The 20,355-nt window shown below is 62.5% G+C and carries 10 protein-coding genes; 8 read left to right on the forward strand and 2 right to left on the reverse strand.

Going from position 1 to position 20,355, the window contains the following annotated elements; all coding sequences use genetic code 11:
- Positions 1–436: 436 nt before the first annotated feature.
- The 6 genes from PMI07_RS06585 (at position 437) to PMI07_RS34760 (ending at position 7,167) form a co-directional block, all read left to right on the forward strand.
- Positions 437–1,870, forward strand: coding sequence for a M20 family metallopeptidase (locus PMI07_RS06585; protein ID WP_007758460.1), 1,434 nt, complete (start codon positions 437–439; stop codon positions 1,868–1,870).
- A 133-nt stretch (positions 1,871–2,003) separates the two neighbouring features.
- Complete coding sequence (locus PMI07_RS06590) at positions 2,004–3,359, forward strand: aspartate aminotransferase family protein (RefSeq protein ID WP_007758462.1); 1,356 nt, start codon at positions 2,004–2,006, stop codon at positions 3,357–3,359.
- A gap of 75 nt (positions 3,360–3,434) precedes the next feature.
- Positions 3,435–4,895 carry a phosphatidylserine/phosphatidylglycerophosphate/cardiolipin synthase family protein gene (locus PMI07_RS06595; RefSeq protein ID WP_007758464.1) on the forward strand — a complete coding sequence of 487 codons (1,461 nt, stop codon included), beginning with the start codon at positions 3,435–3,437 and terminating at the stop codon, positions 4,893–4,895.
- 62 nt (positions 4,896–4,957) lie between these two features.
- Complete coding sequence (locus PMI07_RS06600) at positions 4,958–5,788, forward strand: endonuclease/exonuclease/phosphatase family protein (RefSeq protein WP_037085814.1); 831 nt, start codon at positions 4,958–4,960, stop codon at positions 5,786–5,788.
- Positions 5,789–5,875: 87 nt separating this feature from the next.
- On the forward strand, positions 5,876–6,850 hold the full coding sequence (locus PMI07_RS06605) for a threonine/serine dehydratase (protein ID WP_007758467.1): 975 nt from the start codon (positions 5,876–5,878) through the stop codon (positions 6,848–6,850).
- Positions 6,851–7,029: 179 nt separating this feature from the next.
- A complete protein-coding gene (locus tag PMI07_RS34760; RefSeq protein ID WP_007758468.1) occupies positions 7,030–7,167 on the forward strand; it encodes a hypothetical protein in 138 nt (45 codons plus the stop codon).
- Positions 7,168–7,266: 99 nt separating this feature from the next.
- Here the strand turns inward: PMI07_RS34760 and PMI07_RS06610 are convergent, their stop codons facing one another.
- Complete coding sequence (locus tag PMI07_RS06610) at positions 7,267–8,430, reverse strand: M20 aminoacylase family protein (protein WP_024163624.1); 1,164 nt, start codon at positions 8,428–8,430, stop codon at positions 7,267–7,269.
- Positions 8,431–8,862: 432 nt separating this feature from the next.
- Between PMI07_RS06610 and PMI07_RS06615 the strand changes: the two genes are divergently transcribed.
- Entirely contained in the window at positions 8,863–17,367 is an 8,505-nt protein-coding gene (locus tag PMI07_RS06615) for a glucoamylase family protein (protein ID WP_024163625.1), read from the forward strand.
- An 84-nt stretch (positions 17,368–17,451) separates the two neighbouring features.
- On the opposite strand, the gene PMI07_RS06620 is transcribed toward PMI07_RS06615, so the two are convergent.
- Positions 17,452–19,224, reverse strand: coding sequence for a glucan ABC transporter ATP-binding protein/ permease (locus PMI07_RS06620; RefSeq protein ID WP_051484096.1), 1,773 nt, complete (start codon positions 19,222–19,224; stop codon positions 17,452–17,454).
- 310 nt (positions 19,225–19,534) lie between these two features.
- Here PMI07_RS06620 and PMI07_RS06625 point away from each other — a divergent pair, with 310 nt between their 5' ends.
- A complete protein-coding gene (locus tag PMI07_RS06625) occupies positions 19,535–20,275 on the forward strand; it encodes a LuxR family transcriptional regulator (protein ID WP_007770873.1) in 741 nt (246 codons plus the stop codon).
- The last annotated feature ends 80 nt before the right edge of the window (positions 20,276–20,355 follow it).

A 20,355-nucleotide genomic window follows, 5' to 3' on the forward strand; every position in this document is an offset into this window, starting at 1 on the left:
TTGTGTCCACCTCCTGGCCGGCGATATTTCGCTGCGGCCGGCCTTCAAAATGCGTTTCTCCTGGCGGGTCCGCTCCGGCCTTCAAGCCGCGCATGTCCCTCTTGTTCTTTGATTCCGATCAACAGCCTCCCGCCGTATCGGATTTCACGCCCACTTTATTTTTTAGAAATTTTTCCACAAAATTGGCAAAATCCCGGTCCATTTTTATTGTTTTCGGTCCTTACCTTAGATTTGCCTGCGGGCCGTGGGGCGCGAGCATAGCGATTATGATCCCGTTGTCGAGATGTTAACATTCGCGCTCTGGTCACATCCCCATTCCTTCCGTCCAATCTCTCCACAGTGCTGATTTCTGCTGCAATGCCGCATTGCCATCGGCTGAGAATTGGGTACGGTTCGGGTCTTCCGACCAGCATAGATGTATCGAGGCAACGGTTTCATGACGACAGGCAATTCCAATCTCCCGCTCGTTTGGGATTTCATCGACCGCAAGAAAGAGGTCTTCACGGAACTCGCGGACCGCGTTTGGGAGACGCCGGAAACCTGCTACATGGAGACGCTTTCCGCTGCCGCGCACCGCGAGATGCTTGAGGCGCAGGGCTTCAGGATCACCGCGAACGTCGCCGGCATTCCGACCGCGCTGATCGGCGAGGCGGGTGAAGGCGGCCCGGTGATCGCCTTCCTCGGCGAATATGATGCGCTCGCGGGCCTCAGCCAGAAGGCCGGCCTCGCGCAGCACGACCCGATGATCCCCGGCGCCAACGGTCATGGTTGCGGCCACAATCTTCTCGGCTCCGCATCGCTGCTTGCGGCGACTGCGCTCAAGGACTGGCTCGAAAAGACCGGCACCCCGGGCCGCGTGCGCTATTACGGCTGCCCGGCAGAGGAAGGTGGCGCTGCAAAGGCCTTCATGGTGCGGGCCGGTGCCTTCGAGGATGTCGATATTGCGATCAGCTGGCACCCGAGCAATTTTGCCGGCGTGCAGCGGGAAACCTCGCTTGCCAACTGCCGGATCGACTTTACGTTCACCGGCCGCGCCGCGCATGCATCCGCCGTGCCGGAACTCGGCCGCAGCGCGCTCGATGCCGTCGAGCTGATGAGCGTCGGTGTCAATTATATGCGCGAGCACATTCCGTCCGAAAGCCGCATTCATTATGCGGTTCTGGACAGCGGCGGCATCTCGCCGAATGTCGTGCAGGCGCATGCCAAGGTGCGCTACGTCGTCCGTTCCGCCGACCTGCCGGGGCTTTTCACTCTGATCGAGCGGGTCAAGAAGGTTGCAGAGGGTGCGGCGCTGATGACCGAGACCAAGGTCGAGAGCACGATCCTGGCCGGCGTCTCCAATCTCGTCGTCAACACGCCCTTGATGGACGCGATGCAGGATGTCTGGGAGAGCATGGGTCCGCCGCCCTTCGACGCGGCCGATATCGCCTTTGCGGAAAAGATCCGCGCCACGCTGACCCCGGAAGATATCGCGGCCAGCTGGAACCAGGAACGCCTGGAGCAGCGGGACATTCCGCTTGCCGACTTCATCCTGCCGCCGCACAAGGAGAACCGCCAGATGGGCGGCTCGACCGACGTCGGCGATGTGAGCTGGGTCGTGCCGACGGTGCAGGCTTATGGCGCGACGCTTGCGGTTGGCACGCAGCTCCACACCTGGCAGGTGGTGGCGCAAGGCAAGAGTCCGCTCGCCCACAAGGGCATGGTCTCGGCCGCCAAGGCGATGGCCGCGACCGGTCTTGCCGCCATGACAAGCGATCAGCTTCGCGAGGCGGCCTGGGCCGATCTCAAGAAGCGGCGCAAGGGAGAGGACTACAAGAGCCCCATTCCGGCGGGCGCCGAACCTCCGGTTGCGGCGATGACGCTGAAATAACCAAATAAACTGATCGACGCGTCAACTATTTTGAACGGTTGGCCTCTCTGAAAACGGCGATTTGGGCTGTCCAACATCGCCGTTTCCGCTTATGGAATTCATAGACCGTTGCGTGTCTCACAGGAGGTCCTTCGTGACTATTCAGCCCAATTCCATCGAAGCCCGGGACAAGGCTTACCAGCTCCACTCCTATACCAATGCCCGCGCGCTGGAGCGCGACGGATCGCTGGTGATCGATCGTGGCGAGGGCATCTATGTCTACGACGTGAACGGCAACAAATATATCGAGGGCATGGCCGGGCTCTGGAGCGTCGGCGTCGGTTTCGGCGAAAGCCGGCTCGTCGAAGCGGCCGCGAAGCAGATGGCGAAGCTTCCCTATTACCATACTTTCACCCTCCGCAGTCACGGCCCGTCGATCGATCTTGCCGAAAAGCTGATCCAGATGGCGCCGGTGCCGATGTCGAAGGCCTATTTCACCAATTCCGGGTCCGAAGCCAATGACACCGCCATGAAGATGGTCTGGTATCGTTCGAACGCGCTGGGCAAGCCGGAAAAGAAGAAGATTATTTCCCGCATCAAGGGCTATCACGGGGTGACGATCGCCAGCGCCAGCCTGACCGGCCTGCCGAACAATCACAGGTCATTCGATCTGCCGCTCGCCGGCGTCTTTCACACGACCTGCCCGCATTACCGTGCCTTCAAACAGGAAAACGAGACGGAGGCGGGTTTCGTCGAGCGCTGCGCCAAGGATCTCGAAGACCTGATCCTCAAGGAAGGCCCGGAAACCGTCGCCGCTTTCATTGGCGAGCCGGTCATGGGCGCGGGCGGTGTCATCGTGCCGCCGGCCGGCTACTGGGATGCGATCCAGAAGGTGCTCAAGAAATACGACATCCTGCTGATCGCCGACGAGGTGATCTGCGGTTTCGGGCGCACCGGCGAGATGTTCGGGACCACGACCTACGCGCTGCAGCCGGATATCATGACGCTGTCGAAGCAGCTTTCGTCGTCCTACCAGCCGATCTCGGCGCTGCTGATCAACGAGAACGTCTATGGCCCGCTCGCCGACGAATCGGCGAAGATCGGCACGTTCGGCCATGGCGTGACGGCGGCCGGTCATCCCGTCGCTGCTGCCGTTGCGCTGGAAAACCTGGCGATCATCGAAGAACGCGACCTCGTCGGCAATGTGCGGGCGCTGGCGCCGAAGTTCCAGGGCCGGCTGAAGGCGCTGGAAAGCCATCCACTGGCGATCGAAGCGCGCGGCGTCGGCCTCATCGGCGCCCTTGAGCTGAAGCCGCGAGACGGTTTCGCAGCCGGCCAGCTCGGTCCCAAGCTGCTGGCGATCATGCTCGAAAAGGGCCTGATCTCGCGGGCCATCGGCGACTCGCTGGCGCTCTGCCCGCCGATGATCATCAACGAGCAACAGATCGACACGATCTTCGACACGTTCGAAGCTTCGCTCGAGGTCTTCGAGAAGCAACTGGCTGTCTGAAACATCCCGGAGCCGCGCTAACCTATTGGTGCGGCTCCGATTGCTCTTGACGCGAGCACGCCTATATTGCTCGCCATGCTGGATCTCATCGAACCCTATTGGCCGCATATCCTCTTCGTTTTGTCGGTCCTGATGGGGGCTGCCGCTGCGATTCACGCGGCGATGACCAAGGAAGAGGTCCGCTCCGCGATCGGCTGGGTCGGTGTCATCGTTCTGTCTCCCATCATCGGCGCGCTGCTTTACCTTGTGGCAGGGGTAAACCGTATCCGCCGCGCCGTCATCAGCGATCGGCGGGCGTTGCTGCAGGGGGAAATCCGGGCGCATGTCGTTTCCTACGACGCGACCAACGACATGGTCATCGGGGAATTCGGGCAGCGGTTCCGGGCGATGAAGACGCTCGGCGACCGGGTGACGCGCCACCGGCTGACCACCGGCAATACGATCGTCGCGCTCGATACCGGCGACGAAGCCTATGGCGCGATGCTGAGGGCGATTGGCGCAGCGCAGCGCAGCCTTATCCTCGAAACCTATATCTTCGACCGGGACCGGATCGGCATCCGGTTCGCGGATGCACTGATCGCCGCGGTCAAGCGCGGCGTCGAGGTTCGCGTGCTGATCGATGCGGTTGGCGCCCGGTACTCCGTGCCGAGCGTGCTGGGCATGCTCAGAGACGGGGGTGTCACCGTCGATGTCTTCAACGGCAACGTCATCATGGGCCTCAGGCTGCCCTATGCGAACCTGCGCACCCACCGAAAGATCCTGGTTATCGATGGCCTGGTGGCATTTACCGGCGGCATGAACATCCGCGAAGGTTTCTCGAGCGAGATCAGCGGCGACAAATGCTCGTTCGACACCCACTTCAAGGTGACCGGGCCGATCATCGCCGACCTCTTTGCGATTGCTGCGGCGGATTGGCGATTTTCGGCCGACGAGGCGCTGGACGGCGAGGCCTGGGCGCTGCAGCCGCCGGAGACGGAGGCCGGTTCGCCGGTCGTCATGCGCGCCGTCTCCTCCGGGCCCGACCGCAGCGTCGAGACGAACCACAAGATGCTGATGGGCGCGTTTTCCGTGGCGCGCTCCTCGATCCGGATCGTGTCGCCCTATTTCCTGCCGGACCGCGAACTGATCACCGCCCTCATTACCGCCGCCCGGCGAGGGGTGGAAGTCGACATCGTCGTGCCGACCGCCAACAATCTGGTTCTGGTCGATAGGGCGATGACTGCGCAGTTCGACCAGATGCTGAAGAACTACTGCCGCATCTGGCGGGCGTCCGGCCCGTTCAATCATTCCAAGCTTCTGGTGATCGACGGGCGCTGGGCCTATGTTGGGTCATCGAACCTCGATCCACGATCGCTTCGGCTCAATTTCGAGGTTGATCTCGAAGTTCTGGATTGCCCTTTCGCGGAAGCCTTGGAACGGAGGATAGATCTGGCTATTTCTTCCGCAACCGAAGTGACGCTCGACGGGTTGATGGCAAGGCCCTTCCCCGTGCGCCTCATCGAGCGCGTGCTTTGGCTGGGCTCGCCCTATCTCTAGTTTCTGGATAGACGGGTACGGTGCCCTATAATTTTGATGATCGGCGAATAGCAAAAAGAACCATGCGGGAAAAACGCCCAAATCTTCCGAAAAGCATTCTGGCTTCGATCCGGGCTCGAAGGAACCGCGGTGCCGGAACGCATGAGGGCCGTGAGCGCGGGCACGGCATGCTGATCGCCTCCTACAACGTGCACAAATGCGTGGGCATCGACGGCAGGTTCGATCCCGCTCGCACGAGCCACGTGATCCGAGAGATCGGCGCCGATGTGATCGCGCTGCAGGAGGCGGATTCCCGGTTCGGCGAGCGGCGTGGCCTCCTCGACCTTGCGTGGATGGAGCGTGAGACGGGGCTGTTTCCGGTGCCCGTCTCGGGTGTCGCCAGGGCACATGGCTGGCATGGCAACGTAATCTTCTTTCGTGAAGGCCTCGTCCGCGACGTCCATCAGGTCAAGCTGCCTGGGCTCGAACCGCGGGGCGCTTTGATCACCGAACTGGAACTCAAGGACGGCAGCGCATTTCGCATCATTGCCGCGCATCTCGGCCTCCTCAACCGCTCGCGGCAGCAGCAGGCCCGCATGATCCTCGACATTCTGCGATCGCGTGACGAGCAGCCGACCGTGCTCATGGGCGATCTCAACGAATGGCGGCTTGGCGACCGTTCCTCCCTGAACACGCTGGCGACCGTCTTCGGCCTGCCCGCGGCGGTGCCGAGTTTCCCGTCGCGCCTGCCTGTGCTGGCGCTCGACCGCATCATGGCGAACCGGCCCGGGTTGATCGATGCCGTCGAAACCCATGACAGCCCGCTTGCGCGGCTCGCTTCCGACCACCTGCCGATCAAGGCGGTGGTGAAACTGGGTTCGCTGCCGTTTTCTCAGGAAGCGGAAGCCGGATGAGCCTGTCCTTTCCCGGTCTTTACCGAAACGGAAAGCATCGATAGGTTTGCGGCCTCACCACCCGTCTTTCCGAATGGAATTCCCCGCATGACCGATATCGCCATGATCGAAGCCGCCCGTGCCCGTCTCGATGGTCACGTACGCCGCACCCCGCTCCTATCCTCGCCATTCCTCGATGAAATCGCCGGGCGGCGCATCTTCGTGAAGCCGGAATGCCTGCAGCATACGGGGTCGTTCAAGTTTCGCGGTGCCTGGTCGGCAATCTCGGCGCTGTCGCCGGATGTTCGCGCCAAGGGCGTGATCGCCTTTTCATCGGGCAACCATGCCCAGGGCGTGGCGCTGGCGGCGAAGATGCACGGTATTCCGAGCGTGATCATCATGCCGTCCGATGCGCCGCGCATCAAGATCGAGAATACCCGCGCCTATGGCGCAGAGGTCGTGCTCTATGACCGCCTCAACGAGGATCGCGATGTGATCGGCGCGCGGCTGTCGCAGGAGCGCGGCCTGACGCTGATCAAGCCGTTCGACGAACCGCTGGTGATTGCCGGCCAGGGCACGACCGGGCTCGAAATCGCCGAACAGGCCAGGGAAGAGCGCATCGAGAAGGCCGACGTGCTGGTGCCCACGGGGGGCGGTGGCTTCATTTCCGGCGTCGCGCTGGCGTTGAACGCCAAGGCGCCCGGCTTTGTCGTACACCCTTGCGAGCCGAAAGGCTTTGAAGACGTGACGCGTTCGCTGGCATCCGGAAAGATCGAGCGCAATGCAACCCAGGGCGGCTCGCTCTGCGATGCCATCGTTACGCCGCAGCCCGGCAACATCACCTTCCCGATCATGTCGAAGCTCTGCGGCGCGGGCCTTGTGGTGACCGACGACGAAGCGCTGCATGCGGTGGCGCTTGCCTTCAGCCGGCTGAAGATCGTCGTCGAACCCGGTGGGGCTGTGGCATTGGCGGCCGCTCTCTTCCATGGCGAAACGCTGGGCGAGACGGTGATTGCGGTCTGCTCGGGCGGCAATATCGACCCGGACATTTTCCGCATGGCGCTGGATCGTTTTGGCGCCTGAGGCGCTCTGAAGACCCTGAGGCATAATAAACCGTTAACTGCCCGGAAGCGCCGTTAAGAAAAAAGGATTTTCTACGGAACCGGTGGGTGCTTGGAACATTATCTCTATCGGGTTGGTAGAGATAAGCTAGCATAGGGACAACGCTCGAAAAGGGCGGAACCAGAACCCGGGAGACATCCATGCGTCACATCGAGCATCAGACACGGTCTTTCCCAGCTCGCAGCTTTGCGGGCAAATGGCAATGGGCGGCGAATACAGCCCTGGTAACGGCAGCCTTCATCTTTGTCGGCGCCGTGACGCTCGGCCTTTTCCCCTGAGGCTTTCAAGCTTCGCCTTTTCAAATTCGGGCTTGGTCCTCCCAAGACCGAAAACACCTCCCGCGCTTTGCCGTTCGGGAGGTGTTTTTGTTTAAAGGCCTATCTCGGCGGAAGATAGGCTTCGGCAAGCTCCACCCAGAAACTCGTTCCGATCGGCAGCGCGTCGTCGTTGAAGTCGAAACGGGGGTGGTGCAGCGGCGGGTCGTTGTCGGTGCGCCTGGTGCCGAGCAGGAAATAGGTGCCCGGGCGCTCCGCCAGCATATAGGCGAAGTCTTCGGCACCCATGGACGGGCGCGGCAGGTCGATCACCTTGTCTTCGCCGATCACCCGCCTGGCGAGGTCGCGGACGAAATCCGTTTCCGCCTTGTGGTTGATGGTTGCCTCGTAACCGCGCTTGTAGTCGAGCGTGACGCCCATGCCGTAGCTGGCGGCCTGGCCTTCGGCGACCATCCGGATGCGCCTTTCCAGCTCGTCGCGGACGTCCGGGTCGAAGGAGCGGATGGTGAGCAGCATTTCCGCCCGCTCCGGAATGACGTTGCTGGCCATTCCGGCATGGAAGGCACCGACAGTGATGACCATCTGGTCGAGCGGATGGATGTTGCGCGAGGCGATCGTCTGCAGCGCCATGATGATGCTGGCGCCGCAGACGATCGGGTCCGATGTGTCCTGGGGTTCGGCGCCATGGCCGCCGCGACCGTTGACCGTGATGCGGCATTCGTCGACGGCCGCCATCATCGGGCCTTCCTTCACGCCGATCTGGCCGAAGGGCAGGCTGGGGTCGTTGTGCAGGCCGAAGACGGCACTGCACGGGAAGCGTTCGAAAAGACCGTCCTCGATCATCAGCCTGGCGCCGCCGAAATTCTCCTCCGCCGGCTGGAAGATCAGGTGGATCGTGCCATCGAAGTTCCGCCTTTCGGCAAGGATCCTGGCGGCACCCAGCAGCATGGCGGTGTGGCCGTCATGGCCGCAGGCATGCATCAGCCCCTTGTTCCTGCTGGCATATTCCGCACCGGTTTCCTCCTCGATCGGCAGCGCGTCCATGTCGGCCCGGATGCCGATCGACCGGCCGCTGCTGCCGTTCTTCAAGGTGGCGACCACACCCGTCTGGCCGAGGCCGCGGGTGACTTCGTATCCGAGGTCGGCAAGCTGCCTGGCGACGAAGTCGGACGTGTTGAATTCCGAGAGGCCAAGCTCCGGATATTGATGAAGGTAGCGGCGGGTGGCCACCACGTCTGCCATGTCATTGGAAAACTTAATCGTCATCGCTCAAACACCGAAAGTTCGATTGGTTTGGTCGCGGGCAAGACGAGATCGCCCTCGCGTCTGCGATGAATAGCAGTGAGACCCCTGGAAGGTAACCCTTGCCGATTAAATTTCGCCGTCTTCGATACCCGCAAGACGTTTCGGCCCGGCTATCGTGCCGGGTTGAAAATTCACCGCATTATCAAAGACCTGCTTCCGTTCAGGTTTCATTCAGGCTGGGCTCGCTAGAGCCGGAACATGTGTCAATCCGCAGGAAGTGAGCAATAGATTTCAGTCAGTCATTTGCAATATCCGGACTGCTCTCTATTTCCCATCCTCGCGGGTTTGCATCCGCCCGGTCACCATAATCCAAATGATGACTGGCGCTTCCGATGCAGGCCGAGTAAGGCGAGGCCGACAAACCCTTAGAGTTTTCACCAGAAGCCCGTATCCATGTCATTTCACACTCCGCCGTCAGCTTCCTCGCGCGAAACCGAAGCCAAGCAGATCGATCATAACGATTCGATCCGCTCGACCTATTTCAACATCGATGCATTGAGGGAATGCGGCGAGAAACTCGGCAAGGAGGGCACGCCCAGCTTGCCGGGCCTGATGGAGTTCGAGTTCTTCAAGCGGCACCAGGAGAACGAGAAGGAAATCCTTCGGGTCTACCGGGCGACGGCGACCGACGTCGATGCCGGCGCGACGATCACGCCAGCCGCCGAGTGGCTGCTCGACAATTACTACATCGTCGAAGAGGCGATCCAGGAAGTCCGCCGCGACTTCCCGAAAAAGTTCTTTCGCCAGTTGCCTACGATGATGGTCGGCGGCCAGGAAGTGCCGCGCACCCTGGTGCTCGCCTGGCTCTACGTGGCCCATACCCACAGCAGCCTCAACCGCGACGGCCTGGCCGCGATGGTCGAAGGGTTCCAGGTCAAGGAACCGCTCGAGATCGGCGAACTCTGGGCGCTGCCCTCGTTCATCCGTTTCGTGCTGATCGAGAACCTGCGCCGCATCGCGACCCGCGTCGATCGTTCGCGCAACATGCGCCGCCGCGCCAACGAGACGGCCGACGAGATCATCCGCCTCAATAACGAGGAGGCGAGCGCCGATGTCCTGAAGGGCATCGAGAACCTGACGAACGACAACACGTTCACCGCACAATTCCTCTATCGCCTTCGCAACGCCTCGCAGACATCGGGTTTTGCCGTCGCCTGGCTGGAGCAGCGTCTCGAACAGGCCGGTACCGACGTCGAAGAGGTGATGCTCGCCGAGCAGAACCGCCTTTCGTCCGGCAATGTGACGATGGGCAACATCATCAAGAGCCTGCGCGAGATCGACGACACGGAATGGAGCGTCTGGTTCGAAGACGTTTCGCAGATCGACAAGATCTTCCGCCAGCGCACCGATTACGAAGCGCTCGATTTCGGCTCGCGCAATGCCTATCGCAACCGCATCGAGCAGATCGCCCGCCGCTGCCGCAAGAGCGAGGCCGAGGTTGCGGAAGCCGCCATCCAGCTCGCCGAAAAGGCGTCCGCCGAGGAAAATGCCGATCCGCGGGAGACCAATGTCGGCGCCTTCGTCGTGGGCCGCCGCCGCCGGGAACTGGAAGCCGCCGTCGGCTACAATCTGCTGTTCGTCCAGAGATTCGTCCGCCTCGTCCGGCGCCTCAACTGGTTTGCGATCGCCGGCCCGGTGATCCTGATTACCGTGCTCGCCATGGCGGTTGCCGGCTGGTTCCTGGTGCAGGCGGATATTCCGCTGCCGGTCGTCTTGTGCTTCCTGCTGATGTTCGCGCTGCCGGCTTCCGAAGGCGCGACCGGCCTGTTCAACACGCTGGTGACCTATGTGGTGCGGCCGGCCCGGCTGGTCGGCTATGAATTCAAGGAGGGCATTCCGGAAGAGGCCAGGACCCTCGTCGCCGTCCCCTGCCTGATCACCGACCGCGACACCGTGGACGAGCTCGTCCGCAACCTCGAAGTCCATTACCTCGCCAATCCGCACGGCGAGATCTACTTCTCGCTGCTCAGCGACTGGCGCGACAGCAAGTTCGAGGAGACCGATACCGACCTCGAAATCCTCGACTATGCGAAGCGCGAGATCGCAGCGCTGAACGCCAAGTATGACGAGGACGGCAAGGCGCGCTTCTATCTGCTGCATCGCCGCCGCCTGTTCAATCCGAGCGAAGGCGTATGGATGGGCTGGGAGCGCAAGCGCGGCAAGCTGCATGAGCTCAACATGCTGCTGCGCGGCGATCGCGATACCAGCTATCTTACCGGCGCCAACACTGTGCCGGCCAACGTCCAGTACGTCATGACGCTCGATGCCGATACGCGCCTGATGCGCGACGCGGTGACCAAGCTTGTCGGCAAGATGCACCACCCGATCAATCAGCCGGTGCTCGATCCGAAGACCAATCGCGTCATCCACGGCTATGGCCTGATGCAGCCGCGCGTGACTCCGTCCTTGACGACCGGCAAGGAAGCCTCTGTCTTCCAGCGCGTCTTCTCCGTCGGCCGCGGCCTCGACCCTTATGTCTTCACCGTCTCCGACGTCTACCAGGACCTGACCGGCGAAGGCAGCTTCACCGGCAAGGGCCTCTATCACGTGGATGCCTTCGAGGCTTCGCTGAAAGGCCGGATCGACGAGAATTCGGTCCTCTCCCACGATCTTCTCGAAGGTTCGTTCGCTCGCTGCGCTCTCGTCACCGACGTGGAGCTGGTCGAGGACTTTCCGGTTCGCTACGAGGTTGAGGTCTCGCGTCAGCATCGCTGGGCTCGCGGCGACTGGCAGCTTCTGCCCTACATCCTCGATCCAAAGCGGGGCGTGACTGCGCTCGGCCGCTGGAAGATGGTTGACAACCTGCGCCGGTCGCTGACCCCGATCGCCTGGTTCTTCGCGTCCGTGCTCGGCTGGTACTTCATGGATCCGCTCGGCGCTCTCGTCTGGCAGATCCTGCTGATCTTCTCGCTGTTCGTCGCTCCGACCCTCAGCCTGGTGACCGGCCTCCTGCCGAGCTCAACCGATATCGTCCCCGGCGCGCATTTCTATTCCGTCTGGTCGGACATGCGTTCCGCCAATGCGCAGGTCGCACTCCGCGTCGTCTTCATCGCGGATTCCGCCTGCATCATGACCGATGCGATCGCCCGGTCCCTCTACCGCCTGTTCTTCAGCCGGAAGCTGATGCTGGAATGGCGCACCGCCGCCTCGATCCAGTCGAGCGCCCAGGGCAGCCCGCAGGACTATTACAAGACGATGTGGCATGCGCCGGCGATCGCCGTGCTCAGCATCATCCTGGCGGCCATGCCCGGCGACAACGCCTTCCTGGTCGGCATTCCGTTCGCGGTGCTGTGGATCTTCTCGCCGCTCGTCGCCTGGTATGTCAGCCAGTCGGCCGAGACCGAAGACCGGCTGTTCGTGCCGGAACCCGTTTCCGTCGAATTGCGCAAGATCGCCCGCCGCACCTGGCGGTATTTCGAGACCTTCGTGACCGCAGAACAGAACTACCTGCCGCCGGACAATTTCCAGGAGAAGCCGAACCCGGTCATCGCCAAGCGCACGTCGCCTACCAATATCGGCGTCTACCTGTTGTCGACGATCTCGGCGCGGCATTTCGGCTGGATCAGCTTCACCGACACGATCGAGCGCATCGAGCAGACGATTTCGGCGGTTGAAAGAGCCGACAAATTCCGCGGCCACATGTTCAACTGGTATCACACCGATACCCTACAGCCGCTGATGCCGCGCTACGTCTCGTCGGTCGACAGCGGCAATTTTGCCGGTCACCTGATCGCCATTTCCTCGGCACTGCGTATCTGGGCCGAGGCCCCTTCCGCGCATCTTCAGGGCAATCTCGACGGCCTTGGCGACGTCTCCGGTATCCTGGCCGAAACGCTGAAGGCGCTTCCGGACGATCGCAAGACCGTGCGTCCGCTGCGTCGCCGTCTCGAAGAGCGTATCGTCGGCTTCGGCAACGCGCTTGCCGCGGTCAAGCGAGAGCATGAATTCGCATCGATCCGGATCATCAACCTCTCCGTGCTTGCCCGCGACATCCAGAAGCTGGCGATCAACCTCGACCAGGAAGTCCGCTCGGCGCAGAGCGAGGAAGTCACCCGCTGGTCGGCGTCTCTCGTCACCGCCTGCGAGGCGCATATCGCCGACAGCGTGTTCGACAATGGCAATATCGAATCCCTGCGCGAGCGGCTCGCCGTGTTGCGCGACCGAACCCGCGCCCTCGCCTTCGGGATGGATTTCAGCTTCCTGTTCCGCAAGGACCGCCGCCTTCTGTCGATCGGCTATCGCGTCGAAAGCAACGAGATCGACGAAGCCTGCTACGACCTGCTCGCATCCGAAGCGCGTCTGACCAGCCTGTTCGGGATCGCCAAGGGCGATCTGCCGACCGAGCATTGGTACAAGCTCGGCCGCCAGGTCGTGCCGATCGGCGCGCGGGGCGCCCTGGTCTCCTGGTCCGGCTCGATGTTCGAATACCTGATGCCGCCTCTCGTCATGCAGGAGCGCCAGGGCGGCATCCTCAACCAGACCAACAATCTGATCGTCAAGGAACAGATGAATCATGGCCGCCGCCTCGGCACGCCATGGGGCATCTCCGAAGCGGCATTCAACGCTCTCGACCATCAGATGAATTATCAGTACTCGAACTTCGGGGTGCCAACCCTCGGCCTCAAGCGTGGCCTCGGCCAGAACGCGGTCATCGCGCCCTATGCGTCGATCCTGGCCAGCCAGTACGACCCGATCGCCGCGGCGGAAAACCTTGCCGAGCTGCGCTCGCTCGGAGCGCTCGGCATGTTCGGCTTCCACGATGCGGTCGACTTCACGCCTACCCGCGTACCGGAAGGCAAGCGCTGCGCGGTGGTGTTCAACTACTATGCCCACCATCACGGCATGTCGATCGCCGCGATCGCCAACGTGGTGATGAACGGCCTGCTGCGCGAGCTCTTCCACTCCGACCCGGTCATCGAGGCCGCCGAACTGCTGCTGCAGGAAAAGGCGCCGCGCGACATTCCGGTGATGAGCGCCAAGCACGAGGAAACCCCCGGCAAGGGCCAGGGCGAGCTGCTGCGGCCGGAAATCCGCACCGTCAACAATCCGGCCACCAAGGATCGCGAGCTGGTGCTGCTGTCCAACGGCCACTATTCGGTCATGCTGACGGCGACCGGCACGGGTTATTCCCGCTGGAACGGCCTGTCGGTGGCGCGCTGGAAGCCCGATCCGACGGAAGACCGTTGGGGCCAGTTCCTGTTCCTGCGCGACACCACGACCGGCGAATGGTGGTCCGCCACCGCCGAGCCGCGCCGTATCGAAGGCGAAAAGACCAAAGCGATCTTTTCCGACGAACGGGCGGAATTCCACAAGACGATCGGCGACCTCACGAGCACGGTGGAATGCATCGTCGCGAGCGAGCACGATGCCGAAGGCCGCCGCCTGACGCTTCTCAACATGGGGACCGAGGACCGCTTCATCGAAGTGACCTCCTATATGGAACCCGTGCTGACCAACGAGGATGACGACAACGCCCATCCGGTCTTCCAGCGGATGTTCATCCGCACGGAAATCGGCCGACGCGGCGACGTCATCCGCGCGTGGCGCAACAAGCGCACGCCGAACGATCCGGACATGGTCATCGCCCATCTGGCGGCTGACAATGCCGGTTCGGCTCGCCCGACCGAATTCGAGACCGACCGCCGCAAGTTCCTCGGCCGCGGCCGCACGCTTTCGGAAGCCGCCGCCTTCGATCCGGGCGTAACGCTGTCGGGCACCGACGGATTCACGCTCGATCCGATCCTGTCGCTGCGCCGCGTGGTGCGCGTGCCGGCCGGCAAGAAGGTGAGCGTGATCTTCTGGACGATCGCGGCGCCCCGGCGCGAAGACCTCGACCAGGCGATCGAACGCTATCGCCACCCGGATGCCTTCCAGACCGAGCTCACCCAGGCCTGGACGCGTACCCAGGTGCAGATGCGCCATCTCGGCGTCTCTTCGCAGGATGCAGCGGCGTTCCAGCACCTGGCGCGCTATCTCATCTATCCGGACATGCAGCTGCGCGCCGACCAGGCGACGCTCCATGCGGGCATGCAGCAGCAGTCGTCGCTCTGGCCGTCGTCGGTTTCCGGCGACTTCCCGATCTTCACGCTGCGCATCAACGACGACAACGACATGCCGGTTGCCAAGGAGGCGATGAGCGCCCAGGAATATCTGCGCTCACGCGGCGTCATCACCGACCTCGTCATCTTCAATGAGCGGGCCGCTTCCTACGCGCAGGACATGCAGCAGGCGATCGAACACCTCTCCGAGAACGCCCGCCGCCTCAGCCAACAGGAAGGTCAGCGGCAGCATGTCTTCTCGCTGCGCTGCGACATCCTGGACGATGTGGCTTCGGAAGGCATGATTGCTGCGTCCCGCGTGGTTCTGCATGCCCGCAACGGCAAGATCAGCGATCAGCTCAACCGTACGGCGACAATCTTTGCTCCCCCGAAGGATCAGGAGATCGAGGTCGACCGCCGTCCGCTGCTGAACGGCGAGATCTTCCAGGCTCCGGCTCCGATCGAGGCGCCGGCGGATCTCGACTTCTGGAACGGTTTCGGCGGCTTCACCGAGGATGGCAGCGAATATGTGGTGCGCCTGCACGGCGGCCAGTCGACGCCGCAGCCGTGGATCAACATCATCTCCAACGACAAGTTCGGCTTCCACATCGCGGCAGAAGGCTCAGGCTTCACCTGGGCCAAGAACTCCCGCGACTACCAGCTGACGGCCTGGACCAACGACATGGTCATCAACCGTCCCGGCGAGGCATTCTACGTCGCCGACCGGGATAGCGGTGCGGTCATGACGCCGTTCGCGGTCCTGTCGCGCAAGCCGGAGGTCAAGTTCGAAACCCGGCACGGCCTCGGTTACTCCGTCTTTTCGAGTGAAGAAGACGGCCTGAAGATCAGGCTGACCCAGACGGTCGACCGGACGCGGGCGGCAAAGCTCTCGTCTATCCTCCTCCATAACGGTGGTTCGGAAACCCGCAAGCTGCGCATCTACGGTTATGTGGAATGGCTGCTGGGTTCCAATCCGTCCCGGTCCATCCCGTTCATCCTCTCCACCCGCGACGAGGAGACGGGGGCACTCTTCGCCACCAACTCCTACAGCGTCGACTACCGCCGCGTTGCGTTCATGGGCATGAAGGAGACGCCGGTCGGCTTCACGGCGAGCCGCCGCGAATTCATCGGCCGTTTCGGTTCGGTCCAGATGCCGGCGGCGGTGATGTCCACCTCGTCGCTCAGCAACGCGCTCGATCTCGACGGCGACCCCTGCGCGGCGCTCGCCTATGACATCGAGCTGGCACCGGGCGAAGAGAGGACGGTCACCTTCTATCTCGGCGATGCCGATACGAAGGAAGAGGCCCAGGCGCTGGTTGCCCAGCTGCGCGGCGAGGAGTTCGCTCCGATCCTCCAGGCGAACCAGGATTTCTGGACCGGCTTCACCGGCCGCCTGAAGATCTCGACGCCGGACAAGTCGCTCGACAACATGGTCAACCACTGGCTCCCCTATCAGGCGCTCGGCTGCCGCATCATGGCCCGCACCGCCTTCTACCAGGCGTCCGGCGCCTTCGGCTTCCGTGACCAGCTACAGGACACCCTGGCCTTCCTGGTGCACGAGCCGTCGCTCGCCCGCCGCCAGATCGTCAATGCGGCCTCGCGGCAGTTCAAGGAAGGCGACGTTCTGCATTGGTGGCTGCCAGGCTCCGGCGCCGGCGTCCGGACGATGATCTCGGACGACGTCGTGTGGCTCGCCTACGGAATCCACCAGTATGTCTCGGTGACCGGCGATACGTCGCTGCTCGACGAGGAGCTGGCGTTCATCGACGGTCCGGTGCTTGAAAAGAGCAAGCACGACGCCTTCATCCAGCCGACGATCTCGACCGAGTCCGCAACCCTGTACGAGCATGCGGCAAGGGCGCTGGACCTGGCGATCACCCGCACCGGCGACAAGGGCCTGCCGCTTATCCTCGGCGGCGACTGGAACGACGGCATGAACCGCGTCGGCGTCGGTGGCCGCGGCATGAGCGTCTGGCTCGGCTGGTTCCTGGCCGCTGCACTGCGCGACTTCCTGCCGTATGCAGAAGCCCGCAAGGACAGGAAGCGCATCCAGCGCTGGACGGATCATATCGAAACGCTCAAGCAGGCGCTCGAAAAGGCAGGTTGGGACGGCACCTATTACCGCCGCGGTTATTTCGACGATGGTTCCGCGCTCGGCTCGAGCTCCAGCGACGAATGCCGTATCGACTCGCTCGCCCAGTCCTGGAGCGTGCTCTCGGGCGTCGGCGATCCTAACCGTGCCGCCCAGTCGATGGACGCGGTGCTCGACAAGCTCGTCGACAGCCAGGCGGGCATCATCCGCCTGTTCACGCCGCCCTTCCAGGATACCCGCAAGGACCCGGGCTATATCAAGGCCTATCCGCCGGGTGTCCGTGAAAACGGCGGCCAGTATACCCATGCGGCCATCTGGGTCGTGCTGGCGCTGGCAGCGCTGAAGCGGGGCGACGATGCCTGGAAGTGCTTCCAGATGCTGAACCCGATCAACCACGCGCTCGATCGCGAGGCGGCCGAGACCTATCGCGTCGAGCCCTATGTGGTCGCCGCCGATGTCTACGGTCACGGTTCCTATACCGGCCGCGGCGGCTGGAGCTGGTACACGGGTTCGGCGGGCTGGCTCTATCGTGCGGCCACCGAGGGCATCCTCGGCATCCGTCGACAGGGCGACCGGCTGTTCGTCAATCCGGCGCTGCCGACCGACTGGAATGGCTTTACCGCCGAACTGACCATCGAGGACACGGTGCACAAGATCACCGTCGAAGGCGACAAGGTCACGATCGACGGTCAGGCGGTCAACGAGACGGAAGGTTTCCTTCTCGGCGGAGCGGCTGCGAAGCGTCTGCCGGAACCGGCCAATAGCTGAGATCCCGGCTCATCGGGAAGCGGACAAAGAAAAACCCGCCGCCAAGCGAATGGCGGCGGGTTTTTTATTGACGTTCCGAACCGATCAGGCGGGCTGCGCCACCGACCCGGTATGATGATCCACCGCTTCGTCGTCGGTCAGGATGCCGCTTGCCTTCAGCAGCGCCGCGAAGCGTCCGCCGCTCTCGCTGAGTTCGTCATAGCTGCCCATCTCTGCGACGCGCCCGTTCTCGAGGAAGATCACCTTGTTGGCATCGCGAACGGTGGAGAGCCGGTGGGCGATGATGAAGGTGGTGCGGTTCTCCCGAAGACGGTCGATAGCTGTCTTGACGCGAGCCTCGGTCTCGACGTCGAGTGCGCTGGTCGCCTCGTCAAGGACAAGGATCGGGGCATTCTTGAGGATGGCGCGGGCAATGGCGATACGCTGGCGCTCGCCGCCGGACAGGCGGTTGCCGCGCTCGCCGACAGGCGTCTCATAGCCGTTCAAACGGGTTTCGATGAATTCGGCGGCGGCGGCGGCTTCGGCAGCCTTGGCGATTTCCTCCTCGCTCGCGCCCTCGCGGCCGAGGCGAATGTTCTCGCTGATCGACCGGTTCAGGAGCCCGGCATCCTGGAAGACGGTGGCGATGGAATGGCGCAGCGATTTGCGCGTCACCTTGCCGATATCGACGCCGTCGATCAGAATCTTGCCTTCCTGGGGGTCGTAAACACGCTGCAGGAGGTTGATGAGCGTCGTCTTGCCGGCCCCGGTCGGGCCGACGATGGCGACCGTTTCCCCGGCCTTTGCGGTGAAGGAGACGTTGTGGACGCCCTGGCTCGTATTGGCGAAGCCGAAGGAGACATCGCGGAATTCCACGTCGCCGCGAACCTCGCCGAGATCGGCGGCATCAGCCGGCTCGGCACGCTCCCCGACGGAATCCTCGAGGATGAAGAAATCCTCGAGCTTGGCCCGCGCTTCGAAGATCTGGGTCGCGAACTGGCGCAACAGATCGAGACGGCCGATGAGCAGGTTGGCGAAGCCGATGAAGGCCACGACATCGCCCACCCGGATTTCGCCGCGCTGGACCAGAAGCGTGCCGATGACGAGGATGACGCCCATGGATACGGTCGAGGCGGTCCGGTTGAGCGCGCCCGCCAGAGCCCACCAGTCGAGCACCGGATACTGAGCGGCCAGCAGGTCCTTGGTATAGTCCTTGAGCGCCAGGGTTTCGGCCTCGATGCGGTTATAGCTGTGCAGCACCGATACGTTGCTGATCGCGTCGCTCACATGCGAGAAGACCGTATGGTAGTGGTTCTCGACCGAGGCCTGGCCCTCCTTGGTACGGTTCATCACCGTCACGCCGATGATCCAGTAGAGGATGCTCAGCACCAGGAGCACGAGGCTGAGCCGCCAATCCATCGAGATCGCAGTCGGGATCAGCAGCAAGAGCGCCACGGCGGTGGCGAGGTGGGTGCGCATGAATTCGAGCCACAGACCGAACAGGCTCTCCGCCGCACGCAGCAAGGTGTGCAGTGCGTGGGAGGTGCCGCGGGTGTGGTGCCAGGCAAGGGGCATGGAGATGATGCGCCCGAAAGCCTCGGTCAGCAGCGATGCACGCCGGCCATGGGCAAGCCTGTCCGCCTCGCGGGAAACGAGCACATAGGCGATGGTGTTGAAGACACCGAAACCGGCCCACAACACCAGGACCGGCGCAACGGTACCGCCGGACGAAATGGCGTCGATGATCCGGCCGAACAGGATCGGTTCGGCAATGGTGATGACGGCAAGCACGATATTGGCGATGACGACGGCGGTGACGCGCCATTTATTCTTCGCCAGATATTTGAGGGCTCGTGCGTAAACCTGGAACAGCGTCAACTGCGCAACCTTTTTCATATGGAGCCGCCATGCCGGCGGCCTCGGTAATCTAATGATCGGAAACGGCAATTCCGCGACGGACGCCGAAGATAATACTCTTCTGCCAGAAATGTTTCATGGAGGGCAAGGCTTCGCGTATTCGGTGTCTTGAACCAGCTCACCGCTTCTCTCACAAAACCGTCAAGGGCTAGATTTCGCGGTATACCTTCAACGAATGATAACTATGCTAATCGATTGTGAATGAGGGAAGTTACTGAAATTTAACGTAAAGAGAAAAAGCGCCCGGAAAGAGCGCGGCAGGGAGCAGGTCGTGAACATTCAGCTGGTCGTGCAACTCTTGATACTTGTAGGGGAAATCAAGACCGAGGCGGAGCTGACGGCCCAGCTCGAATCTCTGCTGAAGGCCTATGGTTTTGAATATTACGGACTGGTGATCCAGCCGCGCTCCCTTCAGGATCAGGCCGGGCTTACCCTGGCCAGCCGCTGGCCGGAAGGCTGGCAGGAAATTTATGTGGCCCGCAAATATGTGCTGGTCGATCCGACTGTGCGCATGCTCAGCATTGTGCAGAGACCCTTCCGCTGGCGGGATGCGGTCCTCAGGCTCCGGAACGACCCGCATCGCCAGCGCATGCAGCGAATGATGCAGGAGGGGACGCGTTACGGCCTTCAGGACGGCTACATGTTTCCGGTTCATGGCCGCAACGGGCTGCTCGGCAACATGAGCCTCGGTGGGCGGCCGGTAGACCTTTCGCCCGCTGAAATGGCGCTTTTCGACGTCGCCGCCAAAAAGGTGTTCTGGCGCTTTCTGGATCTGCGCGGTCAGGCAGAAGAGCTGGAGGCTGTCGCGAAAGTCGACACCCAGCTTACCCGCCGCGAGATGGAAGTCATCGTCCTGCTGACCGAGGGGCTGACCTCCAACGAGATCGCAAAGTCGCTCGATATCTCCAGCCATACGGTCGACTGGTACATCAACGGGCTTCAGGAGAAGCTGCGCGCCAAGAACCGCCAGCATGTGGTCGCTTCGGCGTTTCGCCTCGGCCTCGTCACCTAGGATCAGGACCTCGATTTCCTCGCGACATAAATTTGTCATCCGGCCTTCCCGACAAATTGCGCTTGCTCGATTAAGACGAT

The sequence above is a fragment of the Rhizobium sp. CF080 genome, from assembly GCF_000282095.2.
Lineage (GTDB): Bacteria > Pseudomonadota > Alphaproteobacteria > Rhizobiales > Rhizobiaceae > Neorhizobium.